General features: G+C 37.7%; 19 protein-coding genes and 1 riboswitch. Of the genes, 3 read left to right on the top strand and 16 right to left on the bottom strand.

Going from position 1 to position 25021, the window contains the following annotated elements; translation table 11 throughout:
- Positions 1 to 45: 45 nt before the first annotated feature.
- On the bottom strand, positions 46 to 1203 hold the full coding sequence (gene yhbH, locus PI85_RS17850; RefSeq protein WP_025115793.1) for a sporulation protein YhbH: 1158 nt from the start codon (positions 1201 to 1203) through the stop codon (positions 46 to 48).
- Between the two features lie 173 nt (positions 1204 to 1376).
- Positions 1377 to 3272 (bottom strand): PrkA family serine protein kinase, encoded by a 1896-nt coding sequence (locus PI85_RS17845; protein ID WP_036127370.1) that lies wholly within the window; start codon positions 3270 to 3272, stop codon positions 1377 to 1379.
- Between the two features lie 215 nt (positions 3273 to 3487).
- On the opposite strand from PI85_RS17845, the gene PI85_RS17840 reads away from it, so the two are divergent.
- Positions 3488 to 4483, top strand: a complete 996-nt coding sequence (locus PI85_RS17840; protein WP_036120633.1) for a M23 family metallopeptidase — start codon at positions 3488 to 3490, stop codon at positions 4481 to 4483.
- Between the two features lie 261 nt (positions 4484 to 4744).
- A complete protein-coding gene (locus PI85_RS17835) occupies positions 4745 to 6439 on the top strand; it encodes a methyl-accepting chemotaxis protein (RefSeq protein ID WP_036120636.1) in 1695 nt (564 codons plus the stop codon).
- Positions 6440 to 6500: 61 nt separating this feature from the next.
- Here PI85_RS17835 and PI85_RS17830 read toward each other — a convergent pair whose 3' ends face one another.
- The 6 genes from PI85_RS17830 to PI85_RS17805 form a co-directional block, all read right to left on the bottom strand.
- Entirely contained in the window at positions 6501 to 7181 is a 681-nt protein-coding gene (locus PI85_RS17830) for a hypothetical protein (RefSeq protein ID WP_036120639.1), read from the bottom strand.
- 143 nt (positions 7182 to 7324) lie between these two features.
- The gene (locus PI85_RS17825) at positions 7325 to 8815 is read right to left on the bottom strand and encodes a sodium:solute symporter (RefSeq protein WP_036120643.1); all 1491 of its coding nucleotides are present in this window, start codon (positions 8813 to 8815) and stop codon (positions 7325 to 7327) included.
- A gap of 21 nt (positions 8816 to 8836) precedes the next feature.
- Entirely contained in the window at positions 8837 to 9589 is a 753-nt protein-coding gene (locus tag PI85_RS17820; RefSeq protein ID WP_036120645.1) for an SDR family NAD(P)-dependent oxidoreductase, read from the bottom strand.
- Positions 9579 to 11330, bottom strand: coding sequence for a methyl-accepting chemotaxis protein (locus PI85_RS17815; RefSeq protein WP_036120648.1), 1752 nt, complete (start codon positions 11328 to 11330; stop codon positions 9579 to 9581). Before PI85_RS17815 ends, PI85_RS17820 begins: the two co-directional genes overlap by 11 nt.
- 105 nt (positions 11331 to 11435) lie before the next feature.
- A riboswitch (cyclic di-GMP riboswitch) is annotated at positions 11436 to 11521 on the bottom strand.
- 175 nt (positions 11522 to 11696) lie between these two features.
- Positions 11697 to 11891, bottom strand: a complete 195-nt coding sequence (locus tag PI85_RS17810) for a hypothetical protein (RefSeq protein WP_036120651.1) — start codon at positions 11889 to 11891, stop codon at positions 11697 to 11699.
- Positions 11892 to 12038: 147 nt separating this feature from the next.
- Positions 12039 to 12533, bottom strand: a complete 495-nt coding sequence (locus PI85_RS17805) for a DUF1456 family protein (protein ID WP_036120652.1) — start codon at positions 12531 to 12533, stop codon at positions 12039 to 12041.
- A gap of 187 nt (positions 12534 to 12720) precedes the next feature.
- On the opposite strand from PI85_RS17805, the gene PI85_RS17800 reads away from it, so the two are divergent.
- Positions 12721 to 12924 (top strand): alpha/beta-type small acid-soluble spore protein, encoded by a 204-nt coding sequence (locus tag PI85_RS17800; RefSeq protein ID WP_008173624.1) that lies wholly within the window; start codon positions 12721 to 12723, stop codon positions 12922 to 12924.
- Positions 12925 to 12996: 72 nt separating this feature from the next.
- Here the strand turns inward: PI85_RS17800 and PI85_RS17795 are convergent, their stop codons facing one another.
- The 8 genes from PI85_RS17795 to PI85_RS17760 form a co-directional block, all read right to left on the bottom strand.
- On the bottom strand, positions 12997 to 14193 hold the full coding sequence (locus PI85_RS17795; RefSeq protein ID WP_036120654.1) for an MFS transporter: 1197 nt from the start codon (positions 14191 to 14193) through the stop codon (positions 12997 to 12999).
- Between the two features lie 313 nt (positions 14194 to 14506).
- Positions 14507 to 15868 carry a trypsin-like peptidase domain-containing protein gene (locus PI85_RS17790; protein WP_036120657.1) on the bottom strand — a complete coding sequence of 454 codons (1362 nt, stop codon included), beginning with the start codon at positions 15866 to 15868 and terminating at the stop codon, positions 14507 to 14509.
- Between the two features lie 461 nt (positions 15869 to 16329).
- A complete protein-coding gene (gene glpK, locus PI85_RS17785; RefSeq protein WP_036120660.1) occupies positions 16330 to 17826 on the bottom strand; it encodes a glycerol kinase GlpK in 1497 nt (498 codons plus the stop codon).
- A 19-nt stretch (positions 17827 to 17845) separates the two neighbouring features.
- Positions 17846 to 18649, bottom strand: coding sequence for an MIP/aquaporin family protein (locus PI85_RS17780; RefSeq protein ID WP_008173629.1), 804 nt, complete (start codon positions 18647 to 18649; stop codon positions 17846 to 17848).
- Between the two features lie 162 nt (positions 18650 to 18811).
- Complete coding sequence (locus tag PI85_RS17775) at positions 18812 to 19369, bottom strand: glycerol-3-phosphate responsive antiterminator (RefSeq protein ID WP_016992235.1); 558 nt, start codon at positions 19367 to 19369, stop codon at positions 18812 to 18814.
- Positions 19370 to 19440: 71 nt separating this feature from the next.
- Positions 19441 to 21084, bottom strand: a complete 1644-nt coding sequence (locus PI85_RS17770) for a glycerol-3-phosphate dehydrogenase/oxidase (RefSeq protein ID WP_036127372.1) — start codon at positions 21082 to 21084, stop codon at positions 19441 to 19443.
- Positions 21085 to 21291: 207 nt separating this feature from the next.
- Positions 21292 to 22260: a tRNA-dihydrouridine synthase gene (locus PI85_RS17765; protein WP_036127373.1), complete on the bottom strand. Its 969-nt coding sequence runs from the start codon at positions 22258 to 22260 to the stop codon at positions 21292 to 21294.
- Between the two features lie 629 nt (positions 22261 to 22889).
- The gene (locus PI85_RS17760) at positions 22890 to 24875 is read right to left on the bottom strand and encodes an AraC family transcriptional regulator (RefSeq protein ID WP_235318509.1); all 1986 of its coding nucleotides are present in this window, start codon (positions 24873 to 24875) and stop codon (positions 22890 to 22892) included.
- Positions 24876 to 25021: the final 146 nt, after the last annotated feature.

Raw genomic sequence — 25021 nt, 5'->3', positions numbered from 1 at the left:
TTTACGCCCCCTCCCTTGAACGTTGATACTAATATAACTTCCATATTACTCCTCATTTTTCTTGAAAAAGCTCTTTAAAGCATCATAGACATCGCCTTTTTTTCTCAAAATATGATGTCTAAATTTCGGATCATCAATTTTTTTATAGGTATACATAAGTGTTGAAAAACGATTATGCTGATTGACTTCTCCATACCCAAACATACTGGATACATCCATCAATTCAGCAACTAGTTTCAAGCACTTTTCATTATCCATTGAAATATTTTCACCATCTGAAAAATGGACAGGATAAATATTGTAGCGTGATGGAGAATATTTTTCCTTAATTAATTCCAGTGCTTTTTTGTAAGCCGAAGAACAAATAGTCCCTCCACTTTCTCCCTTTGTGAAAAATTCCTCTTCTGTAACTACCTTTGCTTCTGTATGATGGGCAATGAACTCAATTTCAACCGTTTCATATTTGGAACGCAAAAACTTTGTCATCCAAAAGAAGAAACTGCGAGCACAATACTTTTCAAATGCTCCCATTGAGCCACTCGTATCCATCATGGCAAGGACTACCGCTTTCGATTCTGGCTTTACCACTTCATCCCATGTTTTAAAACGTAAATCATCATTATGAATAGGTGTAATTTCAGCTTTTCCGTGCATCGCATTGCGTTTTAATGCATTTAAAATGGTGCGTTTTTTATCCACATTACCCATTAACCCTTTTTTGCGAATATCGTTGAACTCTATTTTTTCAGTGACGATTTCTGCCTTTTCCTTCTGCTGCAAATTAGGTAGCTCCAGCTCGTGGAATAAGACATTTTGAATTTCCTCAATACTGACCTCTGCTTCATAATAATCTTGGCCAGGCTTGTCACCTGCCTCTTTTCCTTTACCTTGACCTTGATTTGCTTTACTGCCATCTCGTGCTACTACATCACCAACATTGCTATCTCCTTGTCCTTGCCCTACATGCTTAGAGTTATCATAGTTATATCGAATTTTAAATTCATCAAGTGAACGTATAGGTATTTTAATAACCTCGCGACCATTAGACATCACAATGCTTTCTTCACTGACTAAATCAGGTAAATTGTTTTTAATCGCATCTTTCACTTTTTCCATATGTCGTTGTTGGTCCTGGTGTCCTTTACGATGGAGGGACCAATTTTCCTGAGAGATAACAAAGCGTTTATTTTCGTGTTCAGTCATTTTTATCCTCACCCATCTATCAAATTCGCTTTTTCTATACTATGCTTGAGAAGTACTTTCTTGAACGTTTTTTATAAATTCAATAGTTCATTCCTTAAAAACCCCTCATTTTGATAGTAAAAGGAGTGCCCTAATTGGGACACTCCTATCTGACTTGGAACAATAAAAGTTGTTTATCGATTCAACAGGCTTCCTACATATTGCAGCAACTCGTTAGCAGAAGTTGTATTATAACCATGCTCATCAACAAGTCTTGCGACTACCTCATTAATCTTCTTGAGTTGCGATTCATCCGGCATTTTAGATGAAGTTGTAATTTTCACTACATCTTTTAAATCGGCAAATAATTTCTTTTGAATGGCTTCTCGTAATCTTTCGTGAGAATTATAGTCAAAACGTTTGCCTTTTCGTGCATAGGCAGAAATACGAATAAGAATCTCCTCACGAAATGCCTTTTTAGCATTTTCCGAAATGCCAATTTGCTCTTCAATTGAACGCATTAATTTTTCGTCTGGGTTCATTTCTTCCCCAGTAAGCGGATCAAATAATTTATTTTTATTACAAAATGCCTCTACATTATCAAGGTAATTATTCATTAATGTTTTTGCTGATTCTTCATAGGAGTACACAAAAGCCTTCTGTACTTCATTTTTCGCAATATCATCGTACTCTCTGCGGGCAACTGCAATATAGTTCATGTATTTCTCACGATCCTCTTGAGAAATGGAAGCATGCTGATCCAATCCATCCTTCAAAGCTCGTAAAACATCTAATGCATTAATAGATGGCACGTCTTTGCGGATAATAGCCGATGAAATACGATTAATAATATAGCGCGGATCAATACCGTTCATGCCTTCATTAGGAAACTCTTTTTTCAGTTCCTCTAAGTCAACGGAATTAAATCCCTCCACATTTTCTCCGTCGTACAAGCGCATTTTCTTAATTAGATCCACACCTTGTTTTTTCGGCACTTCCAATCTTGTAAGAACCGAAAAGATTGCTGCTGCCTTTAAAGCATGCGGCGCAATATGAACATGGGACATATCACTCTCTTTAATCATCTTTTCATAAATATGCTCTTCTTGACTCATCTTTAGGTTATACGGAATAGGCATAACAATAATACGGGAATGTAATGCCTCATTCTTTTTATTAGAAATAAAGGATCGATATTCGGTTTCGTTTGTATGAGCTACAATTAACTCATCCGCACTAATTAATGCAAATCTTCCTGCTTTGAAATTGCCCTCTTGTGTTAAAGATAATAAATTCCACAAGAATTTTTCATCCAGCTTCAGCATCTCTTGGAACTCCATCATTCCTCGATTGGCTTTATTGAGCTCCCCATCAAAGCGATATGCACGGGGATCTGATTCAGAACCAAATTCACCGATAGTGGAGAAATCAATACTTCCTGTTAAATCGGCAATATCCTGCGATTTCGGATCAGAAGGTGTAAATGTTCCTATCCCTACTCGTTTATCTTCTGAAAAAGAAATTCGTTCGATCATCACATTTTCAATACGTCCATCGTATTCCTTTTCAAGACGCATTGTATTTAAAGGCGATAAACTTCCTTCAATTCTTATGCCATACTCCTCAAAGAATTCATTACGCAAATGATGTGGAATTAAGTGCAATGGGTCCTCATGCATTGGACATCCCTTAATTGCGTAGACCGCACCCTCGTCTGTTCGAGAATATTGCTCTAACCCTCTTTTCAATAAAGTAACAATTGTTGATTTACCACCACTAACTGGTCCCATTAATAATAAAATACGCTTTCTAACATCTAACCTGCGTGCTGCTGGATGGAAATATTCCTCCACCAGTCTTTCAATTGCTGTTTCAAGCCCAAAAATTTCATGTCCGAAAAATTTGTACATTTTTTGCCCATCGCGTTCCTCTACACCAGCACTTTTTATCATATTGTAGACGCGTGAATGGGCTGTTTGTGCAACTTCAGGTCTTTCCCTAATGATGTTTAAATAATCTGCAAATGTGCCTTCCCACTTCAGCCTATTTTCTTCTTCGCGATAGCTTTTCACCTTATCTAAAATGTTAATAGCCTTCCCTCCATTCAGGGCTTGATTTATAACATAGTATGAAGCAAATGACATGATGATACCGATTACTTTTTCTTTAGAGAAGTTTCTTCTTATTATGGATTTTTTTATTGCCAAAAAAACCGGGAAAACATTGTCTAAATCGTCAGGAAAAAGCTTTCTGGAATGAAGATAAAAATTTCGGTTATTCTAAACTTTAGAAAGGAGGTCCATCATTGCGTCGTCATTTTACATTTCTTTTAACTTTCATCCTTTTAGGAATTACACTCTACCCTCCTGCCTCGTTTGCAAAGGAGGCAGAGACGGAAGAAGAAATTATGCAGCAGCGTATGTCTTATTATGTACAATTTGATGAATTGCTCATTCCTTGGCATTTTTTAGCTGCTATTGATCAATATGAGAGAAATTTACAATCCGTTCGAAAAGATATTCCAAAGCGAGATGGCTATTTGTCCATTCAATTTTCTGATGAGTATTGGTCTGGCGCATTAAATCCTGTAAAGGAAGACAGCAAACCCGAAACCATTAGCTATTTTGGAGGAATGGGCCTAGACGGTAATAATGATGGCATTGCTAGCCCTAAGGACGATGAGGATGTCATCTTCTCAATGGCCAGTTACTTAGCTAAATATGGAACAACTGATGAGGATTTTAAATTAGCCTTATGGGAGTACTACGGCAGTGAAGAAGCAGTCAATCAAATTTTTACCATTTCTACTTTATACAGACATTATAAAACCATCGAGCTTGATGCTCATACCTTCCCACTTAATATCCGCTCTACTTACAGCTATCGAGGAACATGGGGCGCCAATAGAGGTTGGGGTGGACGTCGTATACATGAGGGAACCGATATTTTTGCCAATTATGGAACACCTGTATTATCTACCTCCTATGGGGTGGTCGAAGTAAAAGGTTGGAACCAATTTGGCGGCTGGCGTATCGGCATTCGTGATAATCATAACTCTTATCACTATTATGCCCACCTTGGAAGTTATCATAAGGATATTGAAGTAGGCACAATTGTGGAACCTGGCACTGTGCTCGGCTATGTCGGAAGCTCTGGTTACGGCAAAGAAGGTACATCTGGAAAATTCCCACCTCATCTTCATTATGGCATCTATAAATTTAATGGAAGAACTGAATGGGCATTTGATCCTTATCCTTCTTTACTACAGTGGGAGCGACAGGCAAAAAGTAAAAAACAATAAATATATGATTCAAGGCACTTGAGGCATTTTGCATCAGGTGTTTTTTCTTTGCCATTAGGAAATTTCGCATAATTATTATAATCAACCATCCGTCAGCTATACATATTTTACTATTCATAAAAGAAAAATAATTATACTGTTGAACTAAAAAACTATTTTTAATTATTTTTACCAAATGGCTTATTAATCTATCTAAATAGTTATAAAATAAAAGTTGTTATTCAAAATACTCTATATGGAGTTAGGTAAAGGGATGGGGAAATGAAAGGCATTTATCAGTTTAAAACACTTAAAGCAAAAATTTTAAGTGCATTTATACTTTTGTTAGTTTTAGTCGTTAGCTTTACAGGTTACACTTACACTTCCAATACAGCTATGGAGAAACAAGCAAAAGCTTTAGTGAAGGAAGATTTAGTAGTACTCAATGCAAGTAACAATTTAGCACTCTCTATGAGTGTCCGATTGTCGGCAGCCTTAAACTATGTGTTAACCGGCGATGAAAAATATAAGGAAACGTTTAATGAGTATCGTCAAATAGCTGAGGATAATAATGCGCTTCTAGACAAATATGATACATCCGAGGAACGCACTAAAACTGTAGAACTTGCACGTGATTGGAGCCAAATTGTGAAGACAGAGGTATTCGATGTCTATCAAAAGGGCAATAAGGAACTAGCTTTAGAAAATTTAATGGATACACAAAATCTCGTGTCGAACGTACGTAATGGCTATGAACAGCTAGCTAATGACCGTGAAGAAGCTATTACAGCTGTTGGTAATGATGTTGTAACAACGAGCTCTACCAATCGTACGATCGGTATTATTTTCAGCTCTATCTTAACGATTATTGGTATTCTAATCGCCATTGTTACAGCTAGTACGATTTCCAAGCCCATTAAGGTAGTAGCAAATCGTATGAAAGAACTAGCAGATGGAAATTTACAGCTTGACCCATTAACTGTAAAAACACGCGATGAAATTGGAACGTTAATGTCTTCAGCAAACGAGATGAATGTTCAATTAAAGCAAACCATTCAATCCATCTATACGGTTTCTGAAACTGTAGCAGCAAGTAGCGAGGAGCTAGCGCAATCTTCCAATGAAGTACAGGCAGGTACTGAACAAATTACAGTGACTATGCAGGAACTAGCTTCTGGCACAGAAACGCAAGCCTCTACAACAGGTGATTTAGCAGAAACGATGACAGCGTTCAAACGTAGTATTCAAGAAACAACACAAGAAGGTACTGAGCTAAAAGAGCATTCTAGCCAGGTTCAAGATTTAACGATTAGTGGCAAAAACTTAATGATTCAATCTACACAACAAATGGCCGCTATTAATGAAATCATGTTAGATTCTGTGAAAAAGGTTGAAAATTTAAATGATCAGTCTGCTGAAATCTCCAAACTGGTTTCTGTGATAGATGATATTTCCAACCAAACCAATTTACTTGCTTTAAATGCAGCTATTGAAGCGGCACGAGCAGGGGAGCATGGGAAGGGCTTCGCCGTTGTAGCAGATGAGGTCCGCAAGCTTGCCGAACAAGTACAATTCTCAGTGACTGATATTTCAACAATCGTCAACCGTATTCAAGGTGAGACAGGTACTGTCACTACTGCCTTACAGACAGGCTATGAGGAAGTCAAAAGAGGAACAGCACAGCTTGACCAAACAAGTGAAACATTTGAACAAATATCGAGTGCTGTAGAGGATATGATTGATAATATTACTACGATCTCCGATAATTTAAATCTACTAGCCGATGGTTCAGAATCGATCAATGCTTCTATTGATGAAATGGCCTCCATTTCACAGGAATCCGCTGCTGGCGTTGAACAAACGACAGCGACTGTGGAGGAAACGGCCGCTACTATGGATGAAATAGCTCGAAGCGCTAATCAGCTCGCTGGATTAGCAGAGGAATTAAATGGACAATTAAAACAGTTTAAAATTTAAAAGAACAATGTTAAAAGCTATCTCAATTATTTCTAGCTTTGAGATAGCTTTTATCTTTTCATTATTGCCAATGTCTAATCGGCACTCTTTCCAGCTCATGGCGCTTAATAATAACACTTATCTTTTGAAACCATTTCTCACATAATTCCATTGCTTCTTCATATTCTTCCTCATCTCTCGCTATAGGATGTTCCCCCTGATCCATAAATATATACTCTAAAATAGGCTCTGATAAATGATCAACTACAAACTTTAATGATAGTTGTGAAACCGTGTCATCCTCTTCATCTTCCTCTTCTTCTGCTAAATCTTCCTCTTCCCCTAACAACGAGCCGCTCATTAAGTAATTTTTAGTTCGGAGTACGAACATTTCATCCTCCATCATAGCTACTTCATAGATTTTACTAAATGGAATTTCTATTATTTTAAGTTCTTCCTCTAATTCTTCCCTTTGAGCAAAGATAAGCATATTTGTATGTTCATTTAGCAATAACCCCTTTAAAGCGTCCTCTGATAATAGGCATTGAGTGTGAGGGATCGCCTTCATCTCCTCCTCACTAGCTTCCTTCATTTGTGCATACTTTTGTGATTCCACATAACGCTCTTTTATATACCGAATAATTCCTATACTCACTAAAGCTAAACCGATTAAAAAAAAGAGCTGCTTAATAATGGCTAGTTCAATCGCATTTGCTAGAAAAAGATAGATGATCCCTAATAAAATGAAGAAAATAATTTTCATTCATATCCCGCCTTTATGAAGATAATCGCTAGAGAAATAGTTTAATGTACTAGCAATCTATTCATGAATCTATCTTTTCATACTTATTTCTCCAACATAAAAAACATGAGATCGATGAATGTACAAGGATCTCATGTTCTCTATTAGCGACCGACTAATTCCTCTTTACTGCTTACGTCGTCTAGTGTTTTATCTTTTTCTATTTTGTGCATCTCAAGAACATGCTGTGATGGTGGCACGAGTAGACTTACGACTACAATAGTAATCCCCGTAATAACAACGCCCGAAAATACGGGTGCCTGCCATAATTCATTTAATAGACCAAGGAATCCTTCTGATTGGATGGTCAAACTAGGAACAAACGTCAATGAAGTCACAATGTAATAGATTAGGCCAACGGATATACTTGCCCATACAGCAGGTGTACTCACACGTTTCCAAAAAGGTCCTAAAACGATTGGCCAGAATATCGTTACAAAAATAACATCCCATGCTAAATACGCTAAATCAATCACCTTTTGAAAGCTGATCGCTAACACTAGCCCAAGTAAAGCGCTTGATAGAATAACAGCACGTGAAAATCTTAGCAGTTTTTTAGGATCAGGGTTACGATTAATAAAATCTAAATAAATGTTCTTTGTAACAATCCCCGAAGTCGCTACATAGCATGCAGCTACCGTGGACATCCCCATAGCGGCCATGGCCGTTAAAAAAATGGCTGCCAAAAGCGGTGGGAAATAACCCTGTGCAAAGGTAAGCATTAATGTTTCTGGGTTAGTACTATTAGGATAAATTGATTTGAAAGCTTCACCCAACATTCCTGGAATCCAACTGATCGCAATAACTATAGTCCCCGCAATGATCATACTGCGCTGAGCTACTCTTGGACTTTTCGCCGCTGCTACCCTTTGACCAAGATCAACTGCTGGAATGTCCCCAAGTGCTAAGACAAGATATAGCGTCCAAAACTCAGCTCCTGCTTTCTCAAACAATGTATGAATATTCCACCACTCAGGATTAAAGGTCGCATCTGGATAGTAAAATAATATAAAGATAGTAATTCCTAGAATCCCTGCTACGGCAAGTGCCCCTTGTACAATTTCAGTATAAGCAACTGCCCATAAACCACCTATAACCGAATAGATAGCTGTTAACGATACAAATAGAAGTGCTGCAGGAATGAAGTCAATTTGTAATAGCTGCTGAATAATATATGTACCACCGACTGTTAATGCTGCTGCATTAAATACACCAAAGGCAATGGCCATTACAACTCCTGTATAGGCACCTAGCTTTTTACTACCATAGCGCAAGCCATAGTAATCTGCTAATGTCCAGCCCTTTAAACGACGTAGTGGCTTTGTCCAAATGAGTGCACCAAGAATCATACAAGTTCCTAAGCCACCCATTGTTGCTGATCCTTCAAAGCCTCCACTCGTATAGCCTGAGCCCACTGCTGCAAAAAAGAATGGAGCAGCTAATAATGCCGCGACTAAACTTCCTGTGACAACAGAAAGAGGCATACTCCATCCAGCAACAATTAAATCCTCTGCTGTGTTGACACGCTTGTACCCTTTATAGCCAATATAATAAATAAATAGTAAGTATAAGCTAAAGATGATTATATTTAACATGCACGTACTCCTTAGTTTCCATTATCCGTTCATTACAACGCCACCATTAGGTGTTAATATTTGACCTGTATAGAAATTAGCATGCTGAGAGGCTAAAAATAACACACTTTTGGCGATTTCTTCTGGCTGTGCTAAACGTTTTAATGGGTATTTTGCCGATTCTTCCTCCACATAGTTGTCCCCAAACTCTTTTAAAATGTCCGTAAACGTACCACTTGGAGCTACTGCATTAACAAGTATAGATGGTGCTAATTCTCTAGCTAATGCTTTTGTAAAGGCATTAATAGCACCTTTAGCGGCAGAATAATGCGTAAATTCTTCACAGCCTAAGCTCCCAATATCAGAAGAAATATTAATGATTTTCCCTGTATCACGGTCTTTCATTCTTTTAGCAGCTTCACGGCAATTATAGAAGCATCCATATAGATGAACCTTAATCATTTTGTCCCATTGCTCATCCGTCAAATCAGTAATGCTGGATGCCTGTGCAAACCCAGCATTATTCACAAGAATATCAATTTCTCCTAAATACTTGTCCATATATTGATACATGTCTTGCACTTCCTGAGATTTAGAAACATCTGCATGGAAGGTCAATGCTTTAACACCAAACTCTTCAGCCTCCATACGAACTGCCTCTGCCTCATGCTCATCCCCAATATAATTGATTAAAATATTAGCCCCATGTTGGGCAAAGCCTAATGCAATGGCTTTGCCAATCCCTTTACTAGAGCCAGTAATTAAAACATTTTTGCCTGTAAAATTAATGTTCATCTTGATCATTCTCCAATTTGAATTTTGTCACAAGTGCTTGAAGCTCTTCTGCTGTTTGCCCAAGAGCTGAGGAAGCATCTTTCACTTCCAGCATTGTCGTTAACTGCTCTTGTGTAGATTTGGAAACATTAGCAGAAAAATCAGCCGATAATTCTGCAGATTGTTTAATGTTGTTAACAGATGCAGCCACTTCCTCCGAGGAGGCAGAGATTTGCTGAGAGGCTGCCGAAATTTCACGTATTTGATTTGCCACTTCTTCTGAGGAAGTAAGAATTTCCTTAAAGATTTCTCCCACCTCATTAGTAAATGTCATACCTACTTTTACATCTTCTTTTCCTTTTTCCATAACAGTAAGAGAGGCATTGGAATCTGACTGAATCGAACTAATTAAATTATATATTTCAGTTGCTGACTGTGAGGATTGCTCAGCTAGTCTTCTCACCTCATCAGCTACAACAGCGAAGCCCTTCCCATGTTCCCCTGCTCGTGCCGCTTCAATGGCTGCGTTCAATGCTAAAAGATTTGTTTGGTCCGCAATAGCCGTAATTAAGCTGACAATGTCACTAATTTTTTTAGTATTAACATGTAAGCCGTTAATCGTCGTGCCAATTTGCTCAACTGAATCATTGATTAATTCCATTTGTGCAATAACTTGATGCACAACTTGATTGCCTCGTTCAGATGCTTGTGATGCCGAAATAGAAGATTCTGCCGCTGTATTAGCCGAGTCAGCAATTTGTTGGATACCAGTTGCAGTCTCCTCCATAGCAGCAGCTGTTTCCTCTGTCATTGTCATAGAAGCTTCTGCATTTTGGGTAATTTGCTTTACATCATTGGCAATATTAGTAGAGCTGTTATAAGTCTCACCAGCATTGACCGTTAATTGAGTCGCTGCTGAAGATACATGATTCGAAGTATTTCTGATGTTTAAAATAATATGTTGTAAATTGGCAACCATTGTTTGAATAGATGCTGATAAATTGCCGATTTCATCTTTAGTAATATCTAAATCAACATTTATTAGCTCCCCATTTGCTACTTGGTTTGCTACATTTACCACCTTTTGAAGTGGCTTTAATAAACGATCTATAATTATGTAAACTAGTATTAATAAAATTAAAATTCCGATAATTGCAATGACAATTTGCTTAATAACACTGGCTTTAATAATGGTATTGATATAGTCCGCAGAGTAGTCAATTCCTAATAGCGCTATCAATTGCCCATTATCATCGTGAATGGGGCTGAAAACTGTTCTCCAGGAACCAAAAGGATCTTCGAATATATCTGTTACTTCCGTACTGTTATTTTGAATAGCTAATTTTGCTGTTTCTACATGCTCATTCGCTAAATCGGTAAAAATTTCTCCCGCTTCATAGACCTCATTCAAATTAGATGTATAGCCAATCGGGTTGACCCCACCTTCATCCTGTACATCCCAAATATAACTCCAACTCATAATACCTTGTTGTTCTTGAATCATATCGAGTTGCTTTTGTACCTTCGTAAATTTGGCGTTCGTTTCTCCTTTTTCAGACAATAAATCCTTCACTTCATTACTATCTAAATTCATCGATGTTAACAAACCAACGCTTTTTAATTCTTGTTCCAAATCAACAGTCATTCGATTGTTTAATTCTTTAATACTTTGAGTAGTGATGACGGCTATAAGCAATAACACAACAATGGAAACCGTCAATAAAAGTTTGTTTTTTAATGAGATGTTTTTCCATAACTTCATGACTTTTTTCCTCCTTATACGTTTTTTTGCAAATAAAAAGCCTATTCCGAAAGAAATAGGCATAAAAGAACTAAAACTAGAATTTAATGGATACAACTAGCACTCTTTTGCAACCTAGCCATCTAAGTACTTATTTCCTTAGACCTGTAGCTTTGCATCTTTACTTTTCAGTAAATTTGCCTATCTTTTCCCTCCCAAAATTAACACAATGGGAAAAAGTAGTCAATGCTACCAATTTAAAATATACATATTTTATACTACTTCATTACTAGTTATTCGAATTTATTAGCAAAATAAAAACAGCTACAACATGGATTCATGTCACAGCTGCATATTTTTCCACTTACCCCTAAGTGTTTGAAAAATTTATACGTTTTGTGTAATCAGTAATACAGATGGTATAAAGGATAGAGCAAACATAGCCACATACCATAATGAAGTACGTCTTAATGAAAAACGAACTTTTTTTCGTTCTGCATAAAAAATATCTAGCATAACTGCAACAATAAAAGGCATTGTAACACATGCAATAGCTACTAATAAGATGTCAAAATAAATCATACAAGCACCCCTTTGTTTGTGAACATTTTTCATCTTTTTTGTGAACATTTTGTGATAATTTGATTGTACACAATTTCGTCACAAATTGTCAACTAATTTAAAAGAAAAAAATGGTACTTTATGATTGATTCTCGCTATATTAGCGCATTATTCTCTATATTTATATGTTAAGCCTCTTAAGAAATTACGAACAAATGAATCGCCACATTCTTTATAATTACGATGACCTGGGTTTCTTAAAATCGCACCTAATTCACCTTTTGTTACTTTAATCCCCCCATCATATAATATTTCAAGCATGTCCTCCGTTGTTAAAGCTAAGGCAATTTTCACTTTCTTTAAAAGCATATTATTTGGGCTTTCTTTCCCCGAGACAGGTAATGGACCTTCTGGCTGACCTTCCTTTGGCTTTTGGGGACCTCGTTTAAAAGTAATGAATCCATTCAAAAAGGCTTCTACCATTTTATTATTACATTTGATGTATTGTTCTGGTGCTTCTTCCTCATCATTAACCTTAAGAAGCATGTTTAATATTTCTTCCTTCGTATAAACCATGCCACCTAGCTTAAATATTTCCACCATATCTACATTTTTTATATCTAACGCGTAGCGTAAACGAATGAGAATATCATTATTCGTCATTGATAAATTCCTCCTTTTAATCAACCTTCTTTAGCAAAGAGCCAGGCTTTATTATAACAGACAGTTTGCTCATTTTAGCTTGATTTCCACAAGTTGTTGCTGTTAGCAATTAGCGTGTGCGTTTCCTTCTTTTAAAATGTATGAAAAATATGTAGGCAACCATTCTATATGCAAGGAGGTGAGAATAATGGCTAATAATAATCGTAGCTCAAATAAACTTCTAGTACCTGGTGTACAAGAAGCCGTGAATCAAATGAAATATGAAATTGCACAAGAGTTTGGCGTTCAGCTTGGGCCAGAAGCATCTTCTCGCGCTAATGGTTCCGTTGGAGGAGAAATTACAAAACGCCTCGTGGAAATTGCTGAGAAACGTTCAAAAGGTTTATTATAATTAAAAACTAACAAGAAAAGAACGAATCCCTCTCTTTTTGAAGTGGAATTCGTTCTTTTGTAATAGTTAGGATTAAGCTGTTTGCAAGTCCTCAGTAGAGCCTTTTAGCGTTAGCATGACCATAAAGGAAATGCCATATAGCGCTGCTAAGTAAATCATAACGACAGTCATATCATAGCTTTGTAAAATATAGCCGACAAAGATTGGTGAAAATCCACCTATTGCTCGACCAAAGTTAAAAATTGTATTTGTTGCTGTACTACGAATTTGCACTGGATAGAAGCTACTAATTAATGCACCGTAGCCAGCAAACATCCCATTAGAGAAGAAACCTACAATTGCACCGCCCATTAATATAGCTACAGCTCCTGTCGCAAAGGAGTATAGAAATACGGCACATGCAGAAGCCAATAAAAAGATACCAAATGCACGTTTCGCACCAAAACGATCCATAAATCTTCCGAAAGTGAGCATGCCGATAATCATGCCGACTGCAGTACTAATTGTCCACAATGCTGAGCTTGAAACAGATAAGCCTTGCGATTTTTGGAGCATCGATGGTAGCCAGATCATCAGGCCATTATAGCCTGCAATTTGAACAGTTGCCATTAATATTAAGGTTAAGGTCGTCATAGTGACACGAGGTGTTGCAAATAACTGTGCCAATTTCCCTTTTTTCTCTTTGTTACGTTGATTGTTTTGTGACGCCAGCCATTCTGGTGATTCATGAAGATTTTTCCGTACGATAAAGGCAAAGATTACAGGTAATACGCCAACAAAGAATAGTGCTCTCCATCCTAGTGTCGGTAAAATAATAGCGCTTAATAAAGCTGCTAAGATGACTCCATATTGTGCACCTACACTCACATATGAAGAGGCTCTTCCTTGTTTATTTTTTGGCCAAGCCTCGGCGACAAGCGCCATTCCGATACCGTACTCCCCACCAGCACCTAGTCCAGCGATAAATCTATATACATAAACTTGTTCAATACTTGTTGCTACTCCTGTTAAGGCAGTACCGATTGCAAACAATATGATGGTATATGTGAACACTTTTACCCGACCATACTTATCTGCAAGCACACCAAAAATAATCCCACCTAAAAGCATACCAATATTCGTGATAGATGAAATTAATCCACCCGTTGCCAGATCAATGTTAAATTCTGCAATAATCATTGTCATCGCAAAAGAAATAAACATAATGTCCATTCCTTCTAGCGTTAACCCGGCCACTGAAGCGACCACGGTTTTTTTTCGATAATCCATTCTTTCTAACCTCCAGATTTTTGTTGTCTCTCTCTTTTAGCGTTCGAGTGAATGGATTATAGTTGTTTTGTCCATTCTCTTTTGAAGCCTCACAGGACTTCCTTTAAAAGAGGTGTATTTGAACAAAAATAAAAGCCCTTTAGTCAGAGAAGACAAAAGGGCATGCCAAAGCAAAGATATTATAAGCCTAAAAATATCATGTAGCCCTTTTCAGCCTCTCTGGACCGTATTAAAGGTGATTTATTTCGTTCATTTATACCGTTCTACATTCTATAAGATTACGCATAAAAAAGCAATGGTTGAATAGTGGAAACTAACTAGGTAACTCAATAAAGTTTTGAGCAAATTGATAGATGACATGAGCCGGTACAGCTAAATTAAGATTCTGACCATCATTAAAACCAGCTGTAATTAAACCGACCAACCTCCCTTGCATATCCAATAAAGCACCACCGGAACTTCCGTTTGAAATAGCAGCTGTAAATTGAACCATAGACATTTTTTGTATATCTCTAAATCCCGCAACAATTCCATCAGAGACCGAATTAAATAAACCGAGAGGACTGCCAATCGCTACAATCTTTTGTCCTCTGACTAAATGACTATCCATTTTAACAGGTAAAGGTTGGCCTGTTCTGTCCACTTTCAAAATAGCCAAATCATGTATATCATGATATTTCACAAATTGATGCGTAGTATATTCGTTTGGATCATTTTCATATAGCACAGAATAATATTTCCCACCACCTACTACATGCAAGTTCGTCAAAATATAGCCATCGCGATGGAGAACAACTCCGGAGCCAAAACATAACAACTCACCATCCTCGGCAAATGTCTTTATCATGACAACAGATGTCGCTAAAGAAGCCAACTGTTCATAACTACACTCTTCTGAAGTAACCGTGCTAGAACTAGCGGTTGGAAGAATCGTCGGTTGTTGTGGTGGTATGCTTTTCATCGAAAGCATTTTAGGGATTATGAATTCTTTTTCATAGCAATCAGGACAACTCTGTAAATTAGAGGATGCTGCTATGATAGGATACAAATTTGTGATATCCCCTTTAGGATTCATATAGCATATATCGCAGCCAAGTGTCGATAAGAAATATAAGAATAATGATTCATGCTGCGTAATGTCCCCTATAAAAACAATTTTAGAGGATGCTTGATTTTCCTTAGAAAAAATTTGTGGTAAATAATAATCCATCCAATATAAAAATTTAACTGCAAAGTTTTTTAATAAAGTGTCATTCGCATGTGGCTGTTGTTCTTTAAAAAGATGGAGAATATTTTTAAAGCTAAGCTTTTTTGTCCATTCAAGTTGATCATTCGCTAATTTACCGCATAAAGATTTCTCATACAGTAATTGCATACTATCAGCAGCAACCTGCCAATCCTCCCAAAGCTCCGACAGTCTATCTGCATCTTTTTTATTATTGATGACCTCAAGCCTATGTAGTCGTAAATAAAATACGCTTTGCTTTGTGAAATACTCATCCATTTTTAAAATATCTTCTTTATAAAGATCTACAGAATCAGGTATACCAATATACCGTAGAAAGACTACTTCCTTCGTAAGGGCATTATTGTTAGGACTAACCTGCATAAACTCCTGAAAAGGATTAGCTAACTTTTTATATTTAATTTTTAACGGTCTCGTTGTCACAACCATTTTCATACAACTCCTATAAGCACGTCATTACATATAATGGTACTTATATACAATTCTCTGACATCTCTCTAAATCCTCTATTCCTAACGACAAAAATGCACAATTCTATAAAGAATTGGACGCTTTCTTCACCTTTTTCAAATAAAAATATCAGAAGTATGACGAATGGTAGGGCTTGTATAAATAAAAAGCCGTGCATACCAACAAGAACCCCGCCATCAGCATCTGTAGCTAGAGCACCAATAGCTAATGCAAATGGCAAAACAGACTGATTGAAAAGTCAAACCAGCTATACGATGGACTGTTTGAAAAAGAATTCATGCCAGAAGAAAAATTGGACATCAGTGAAGATCTATCTGGAGACAACATAAAAAAATAGAGAAATCCAAATTTGAATGTATTCGAATTCGGATTTCTCATTAATTGAAGCTAGCTATGCCCCAACCTCTCAAATGTTTGGCTTACTTAAATACTTGCGCTGCAGCAACAGCCTTTTTCCATCCTCCATAAATTTTATCACGATGGTCATTACTCATATTAGGTGTAAATTGACGTTCTAAATTCCAATATTTGCTGATTTCCTCTGTCGAATGCCAATAGCCAACTGCTAAGCCAGCTAAATACGCTGCACCTAAAGCGGTTGTTTCATTAATAATTGGACGATCAACAGGAACATCCAATAAATCTGCCTGGAATTGCATTAAGAAATCATTGGCTACAGCTCCGCCATCTACACGTAATTTGGCTAACGGAATATTAGCATCTGCCTCCATCGCTGCTAATACATCCTTTGTTTGATACGCTAATGATTCTAGCGTAGCACGTACAAAATGCTCCTTCGCAGTTCCTCTTGTTAAGCCAAAGATAGCTCCGCGCACATCAGAATCCCAGTACGGTGTTCCTAAGCCAACAAATGCTGGGACAACATAAACACCATCAGTTGACTCTACACGTGTTGCATATTGCTCTGATTCACTTGCATTACGGAACATACGTAAACCGTCACGTAACCATTGAATCGCAGAACCTGCTACAAAAATACTGCCCTCTAAAGCATATGTTACTTTGCCATCTAAGCCCCAAGCTAATGTAGTCAATAGGCCATTATCTGATTTCACTGCCTTTTCACCAGTATTCATTAACATAAAGCAACCTGTGCCATATGTGTTTTTAACCATACCTTCCTCAAAGCATGCCTGACCAAATAGGGCTGCTTGTTGGTCGCCTGCAGCTCCGGCAATTGGAACAGCAGAGCCAAAGAATAATGCCTCCTCTGTATAGCCATAAACTTCAGAAGAAGGACGTACTTCTGGTAGCATAGAGGCTGGAACTGTTAAAATTTCTAATAGTTCTTCATCCCACTTTAAATCATGGATATTATACATCAATGTACGAGAGGCATTTGAATAGTCTGTTACATGTACTTTTCCACCGGATAGCTTCCAAATTAGCCAAGTATCAATTGTGCCGAATAGCAACTCTCCTGCCTCGGCTTTTTCACGAGCTCCCTCAACATGATCTAAGATCCACTTCACTTTTGTACCTGAGAAGTAAGCATCTATTAATAAACCTGTTTTATCACGGAATAAATCATTGTAACCGCTTTCCTTTAATTGCTCACAAATTTCATTCGTTTGACGTGATTGCCAAACAATTGCATTATATACAGGCTTGCCAGTATGTTTATCCCATACTACGGTTGTTTCACGTTGATTGGTAATCCCAATCCCTGCAATTTGATTTGAACTCACACCTTTTTCTGATAACACTGTTGCAATACAAGATAGAATAGATGACCAAATTTCCTCTGCATGATGCTCTACCCAGCCTGCTTGTGGAAAATGTTGTTGGAATTCTTGTTGTGCTGTGTGTACGATTTTACCCGTTTCATCAAAAAGAATAGCTCTTGAGCTTGTAGTTCCTTGGTCTAACGCTAAAATATATTTTTTTTCTGACATAGAAATCCCTCCAAATAAATTAGTCTTCTACTTGAACATTCTTAACCGTTAATTGTGCTCCTATGAAAATAGCAATCACAATTACTGCAACAATCCAAAACGCAATACTATTTTTCCCTTCAAATATTTGTTGGAAAAACAATGCACCAAATGTACCTCCAATAATAGGTCCTACAACTGGTACCCATGCATAGCTCCAGCCAGAATCACCTTTGCCTGCAATCGGTAAAATAAAATGCGCAATACGTGGACCTAAATCACGAGCTGGGTTTATGGCATAACCTGTTGGGCCCCCTAAAGCCATCCCAATTACAATAATTAACATACCAACTAAAAATGGATTTAAACCATCTGTAATAGTATTTGTACCTAAAGCTAAAATTCCTAAAACTAAAATAAATGTTCCTATCATTTCTGATAATAGATTTGATAAAGGATGCTTAATAGCTGGCATTGTGGAAAATGGCGCTAATTTTACATCGGCATCTGCTGTTGCCTGCCAATGTGGTAAATACATAAAGTAAACAAGTGTAGCCCCTAAAAATGCACCAATCATTTGTGCAGCAATATAGGCTGGCACATCTGCCCAAGGAAAGTTTCCGATCGTGGCAAGGGCAATTGTTAATGCAGGATTTAGGTGTGCACCACTGATTCCACCTACCGCATAAGCTGCCATTGCAACCCCAAGCCCCCATGCAAAGGTAATGACGATCCATCCTCCACCAAAGCCTTTTGATTTGTTTAACACGGCACCTGCTACTACGCCGCCACCAAATAAAATAAGAATCATTGTGCCGACCAGCTCAGCTGTAAACGTAGACATAGTTTAATCCCCCTTTGTGATAATAGCCCATAGAAAACAAAAAGGAACCCACATCCAATCAAACTACATTAATACATGTAGATGAACAAATGTGGGTTCCTTTTCCTAACCACGTGCGTATGAACTTATGTCCATTTTAGAGAAAAAAACATACAGAGTCAACTATTTTTTGAAATTTTCCCATAATTGTCTATTAGAGGTTGTAACGGCGATAGCACCACCAGCTAATGCTTCCTCAATATTGTCCACTGTACGCACTAAGCCACCTGTAATAACAGGGATTTGAGTACGCTCATGGATTTCCTGAATCATCGAAGGAATAATGCCAGGTAATAGCTCAATATAATCAGGCTGCGCTGTTTCAATCATCGAATAACTTTTTTCAAGAGCAATCGTATCAATCAAAAACACACGTTGAATAGCCATAATTCCACGAGCTTTGGCTTTCATTAGCATATTGGAACGCGTTGAAATAATGCCAGCTGGACGAATATCATTACATAAAAAGTCCGCTGCAAAATTATCTGTTTTTAAACCATGAATTAAATCCGCATGAATAATTAATTTTTTTCCATGTCGATGTGCCTCACGCTTTAAAGACATTAATAAGCTAATGTGCACCTCCAATAGCACAATATAATCGAATGGACTTGCTATTATCTCGTCAAATTGCTTGACGGTACGCGCAGCAGGAATCACCTGTTGATTATCAAAATGCATTCCATTCTCTCCTTCCCTTATAATACAGTGTGAACGCTCACCCTTATATTATGTTGAGAGTAACTACATCATTATAGCGCAGTTGTCGCTCGTTTTATTTCTTTCTTTACATCTTCTTCATATTGTGTCCGTTGCTGTGCTGTCCAGTTGAGTTGCTTAGCCATTTCATCTAGAATTGCCTCTTCATATTGTTGAACAATTGCCATTTGAAAGAACATATACCCTGTCCGGCGAACCATAAAGTCATTTGGATGAACGACCATTTCATGATGAATACCATACATTAATTGCGCATACAGCCATGATGGTAAGATTGGGTGTCCTTCCTTTACATAATTAAAAACAATTTCTACATTGCTACCATAATGCTGTGTTAAAAATTTGGCCTCTTCCTCAGATAAGCCTATTTTCTTGCCTACTCTTGTATAGTCATATAAGAAGGCATAAAATTTACTTGAGCCGCCAATATGGCCACCAGAAATCGGAATATTTTTTGTTGTACATGGAGAGGATTTAATACCAAATTGTTGCTCTAGCTCTTGTGTAATCGTATTTAATACGGTTTCAGCCATTTTACGATAGCCGGTTAATTTCCCACCAGCAATTGTTACAAGCCCCGATGGCGAAATCCACACTTCATCCTTACGAGAAATTTCAGATGGATTTTTTCCGTCCTCATGAATCAATGGACGAACGCCTGCCCAACTTGATTCAATATCCGCATCGGTCACCTTCACACTTGGGAACATATAACGAATAGCGTTCATTATATAATCGCGATCCTCTTGATAAATATCCATATTGCGAGCATCGCCTTCATAAAATGTATCTGTTGTCCCTACATATGTTTTTCCTTGTCGAGGGATCGCAAATACCATGCGGCCATCAGGTGTATCAAAATAAACAGCTTGTTTTAATGGGAATTTGGATTCATCAAAAACAATATGCACACCTTTCGATAAAATTAAATGCTTCCCTGCTTGCTTTCCTTCAATTGTGCGCACATCGTCCACCCATGGACCAGCAGCATTAACGACAGCCTTTGCACGAATTTCGATTGGATGATTTGTTAATAAATCCGTTGCAACAATACCACTTATTTTTTGCTGTTCATTATATAAAAAGTTTTCGGCTTTTATATAATTCAATAATGTTGCCCCTCTTTCAATGGCTGCCTTTGCTACTTCAATGGTTAAACGAGCATCATCAGTACGATACTCTACATACATACCACCGCCAAGTAATCCCTTAGTTTTCACTAATGGCTCCTTCTCAATGGTTTGACCTGTACTTAACATATAACGGCGTTCTGCACGTTTGACTCCTGCTAAAAAATCATAGACACGCAAGCCGAGATTTGTAGAGTATTTTCCAAATGTCCCTCCCTTATGAAAAGGTAATAACATCCAAACAGGTGTTGTCACATGTGGACCATTTTCATAAACAATGGCACGTTCCTTCCCTAACTCTGCTACCTCTTTTATTTCAAATTGCTTTAAATAACGTAAACCGCCATGTACTAATTTTGTCGAACGGCTAGAAGTCCCTGCTGCAAAATCCTGCATTTCCACTAATGCTACAGACAGACCGCGAGCAATAGCATCCAGTGCAATACCACACCCTGTAATACCGCCACCAATTACTAATAAATCGTACTCCCTATCTTGAAGCTCCTCTATTGTTTGTTGTCGTTGTAACGCAGAAGCTGTACTCATCATTTATTTCCTCCCTTATCATTTTAACGATAAAAAAAGACCATCAAAAGCATATGTACGCTAGGCACATATGTTTTCAATGGTCTCTCAGTTACTCAAACCTGCTATTAACTTACTTTTTATTGTAATATGCACATTCCAAAAAGGCAAGTTTCTGTTTAGTGACAGAATACTGCTTACCTCACCCTAATAAAGTAGGATTCTTTGTTATTCAACATAATTTACTTCAAAGCGATCAAGCAATGCACGCACTTCATCTGTTGATTTCGTGTTCATCAATTGGCTTCTTAACTCACCGGCACCTCGGAATCCTTTGACATATATTTTGAAAAAGCGATGAAGTCCTGTGATAGAGCGTGGGAGTACTTCCTCATATTGATCTTGAAGATCGAGCTGCAGTCTTAAAAGGTCAAGATACTCTTTACTGCTATGCTCCTTTGGTTCTTTTTCAAAAGCAAAGGGATTTTTAAAAATACCTCGTCCAATCATTACGCCATCAATCCCATATTTTTCGGCAAGCTCTAGCCCTGTTTGTCGATCAGGGATGTCTCCATTGATCGTTAATAGCGTATTAGGTGCGATACGATCGCGTAATTTTTTGATTTCAGGAATGAGCTCCCAATGTGCATCAACTTGGCTCATTTCCTTTCTTGTGCGTAAATGAATCGACAGGTTCGCAATATCTTGTTTGAAAATATGCGTTAACCATTCCTCCCATTCCTCTACATCCTTATAGCCAAGTCGTGTTTTCACACTGACAGGCAGTCCACCCGCTTTGGCAGCTTGAATCAATTCTGCCGCCACATCAGGACGTAAAATAAGGCCACTCCCTTTTCCCCTCGATGCCACATTTGGCACAGGACAGCCCATATTAATATCGATACCTTTAAACCCTAGCTCTGCCATGCCTCTACTCATTTGACGGAAATACTCAGGATTATCCCCCCAAATATGTGCCACCATCGGCTGTTCATCTTCTGTAAAAATCAAACGACCCCGCACACTTTTCTGTCCCTCTGGATGACAATAGCTATCCGAATTCGTAAACTCTGTGAAAAATACGTCCGGTCTTCCGGCTTCACTGACTACTTGACGGAAAACAACATCTGTGACATCTTCCATCGGTGCCAGTACAAAAAATGGACGCGGCAAATCACGCCAAAAATTATCTATCATGTTCATTCCAAATCCTCTCACTATGGATAAAACTCTATACTCTCAGTTCAAAAATTATAAAGTCAAATGTTACACTTATATCATGCTTATTAACCTATTGTTCACTACATATATCACTTGTGAAAAACTATTATGAAAATGGACACTATTTATTTTAACGAAAATCAGTTCAAAATGGTATTTTAAATACAAAAAAGTAGCTGGTATAGGCTTTTGGGACTTACCTTTTGTTGTAGCCAATGCCATTATATAAAACCTGTTTCATTGATAAACCGCTGTCCGCATTTCAATGTCTTTCACTTTTTTTCATATGGATAACTCACACTTTTACGCAAAGAAAAAGCACCTCCTAATTGAAGTTTAAGTATCTAAACCTGAATTCAATCGAAGATGCTTTTGTATTTTTCTAACTATTGAGGTCAGTGCCGGTCATATCAATGTCTTTTCTATTATACAAACTCCAACCACGCGACCCACAATTTTAATATTTTCAAATCACTAGATTAAGCTTTGTTCAGCGTAAGTTCAGTACTTTTCATAGTTAATTTTAGAGCCTAACAAACATTCTATTCATGATTAAACTGTAGGCAGAAATTTTTCCGATTATGAATACAGACATTATATTTCACTCATCGGAGTTCCTCTGATTCCACAGAGCTTAGCAAGCTATCCACGACAAAGTCAAGCTGCTTATCTAGCGAGAAGATATCATTGTAGAAGAACAAGCCAAAGCTCATATCTATTAACCGGCCATCCTTCACGGCTGGAATGTTATTCCAAATTTGGTTGTCTGATAAATCTTCCATTCCTTCAAAGGCAGAGCGGAATACATAGTCACCAGCATACTGAGTCAACACTTCGTAGGAGACATCCATGCTGGTCGCATCATTCTTGGAGGTTTCTATTTTTTGTTGCACGATCTCAGGTGCTTTCATTCCCAAATATTGATAAATAATCTGTGATCCTCGTCCGTAACCCATCCCCACCATTACTGCCATAGAACCTTTGTTGCTTTCCATAACTGTGACTGTTTTGTCCAAAATACCAGCTTGCTGCAGCTTTTGCTTGCTTAGTTCCACCTTATTATAAAAATTGTCCAAAAGTTCTTTAGCTTGATCTTCTTTACCAAATGCTTTCCCCAGAATGTCCATACGTTCTTCCACTGGTAAGTCATATGGTATATAAAGAGTAGGGGCAATTTTATGAAGTTTGTCGTAAATTTCATCTGTTGTAACAATAATAAGATCTGGATTAAGGGCGAGCACCGCTTCTGGGCTCGGTTGCCCATCTCCTAAAGTGGTGATACCATCCAATTCGCTAGCGATTGCCGCATCGCCTTCCCCAACTAGAGTGGAAATACCAACAGGCTTTATTCCTAGAGCAAGCAGGTCACCCATTAAATACAGGACAACGACCCGCTGCGGGTTAACGGGTACTTCCACATCTCCTTTTAGTGTGTTCACAATTCTCGTTTGCGGCATCCCCTTAGCTTCAGCATTTGATGTAGTCTGTGTTTGCGTCTCTGACTGGCTCCCCGTCGCTCCCTTATTCACAGGCGCATTTGATGTACATCCCGATAACAACAGCATCAAGCTCAAGGCTGCTGCAAAAATTATTTCCTTGTTTCTTGTCTTCCCTAACATCAACAATTCCTCATTTCCCTTAGATTTGACTAATTTATATAGTTCTCTCTCATTGTATTGAGGTTGATAATCATTATCAATATCATTAATGTCCTTATCAGTTATCATTTTTATCCTGTACTCACTCGGTGTCATATGGTTATATTTTTTAAACATTCGGATTAAATTTAGTCCATCCACAAAACCGCACCCAACAGCAATTTCTTGAATAGTTGCATTTGTGTATTGCAAATGCCACTTAGCCGAATCCAACCTTTTCTCATTCAAGAGCTCCTGAGGACTTTTATGCTCGCGTTTTTTAAAAAGCCTAATTAACTGGCTCCTACTAATGGGTAGCATTTCAATAAGTTGTTGAATGGAAACAGACTCGCTATAGTGTTGTTCCAGATATTGCTTGACTATTACCACATAATCAGGCTGGCAATAAAGTATATCTCCCTTTTCTAACTCATTGTAAATCTCATAGACAATCTGATACAGTATAATCTTTGAATAAAATTGATTTAACACAGATTCTCGATTCCAATGGTTTTTCATATTCAAAAACTTCTCCATAAAAAAAGTGGGATTCCCTGGTGAGAATCCATACGTTTGTATAAACGGATTTATCTGTTCTAACAAGCGATAAATTTCTCTTTTGTAAAATGGCGGAGTTTCTGCTCTATATAGCACCATGTAAGTCTCGACACTGCTGCTTACAGGATGAATTGATATTTCCGTTCCTTTTCCTCCATGAAAAATACCAAAACGTTCCGATTGATATAGTGTTTGATCCAATTTTACATTAGCCGTTCCACCACAGGTATACACCAGCATACTAGTCGGCATTCGGTAACTTTGGATTGGTTTGTCCGGATGAATCAACTTGTAACGAACATCTATTAGTGAAATGGATGAGCGCGTCCATAGCCGAACAGCCTTATCGATCATTTCCTTTGTAAAGTTATTAGTTGAATCCATATCATTCGACATTCACCTTCACTCCTTCGATCCACATCATATTTGTATGGTAATATAAATGATAATGATTATCAACCTCATTGTAATTTCATAGTTTGACTTCTAAAATACACAAAAGCACGAGCTATGAATATGCTCGTGCTTTATCAAGTTAGTAA

This window comes from Lysinibacillus sp. A1 (assembly GCF_000801965.1).
GTDB classification, from domain to species: domain Bacteria; phylum Bacillota; class Bacilli; order Bacillales_A; family Planococcaceae; genus Lysinibacillus; species Lysinibacillus fusiformis.
The sequence above is the reverse complement of the archived record's forward strand: the minus strand, read 5'-3'. Positions and strand labels throughout refer to the sequence as shown.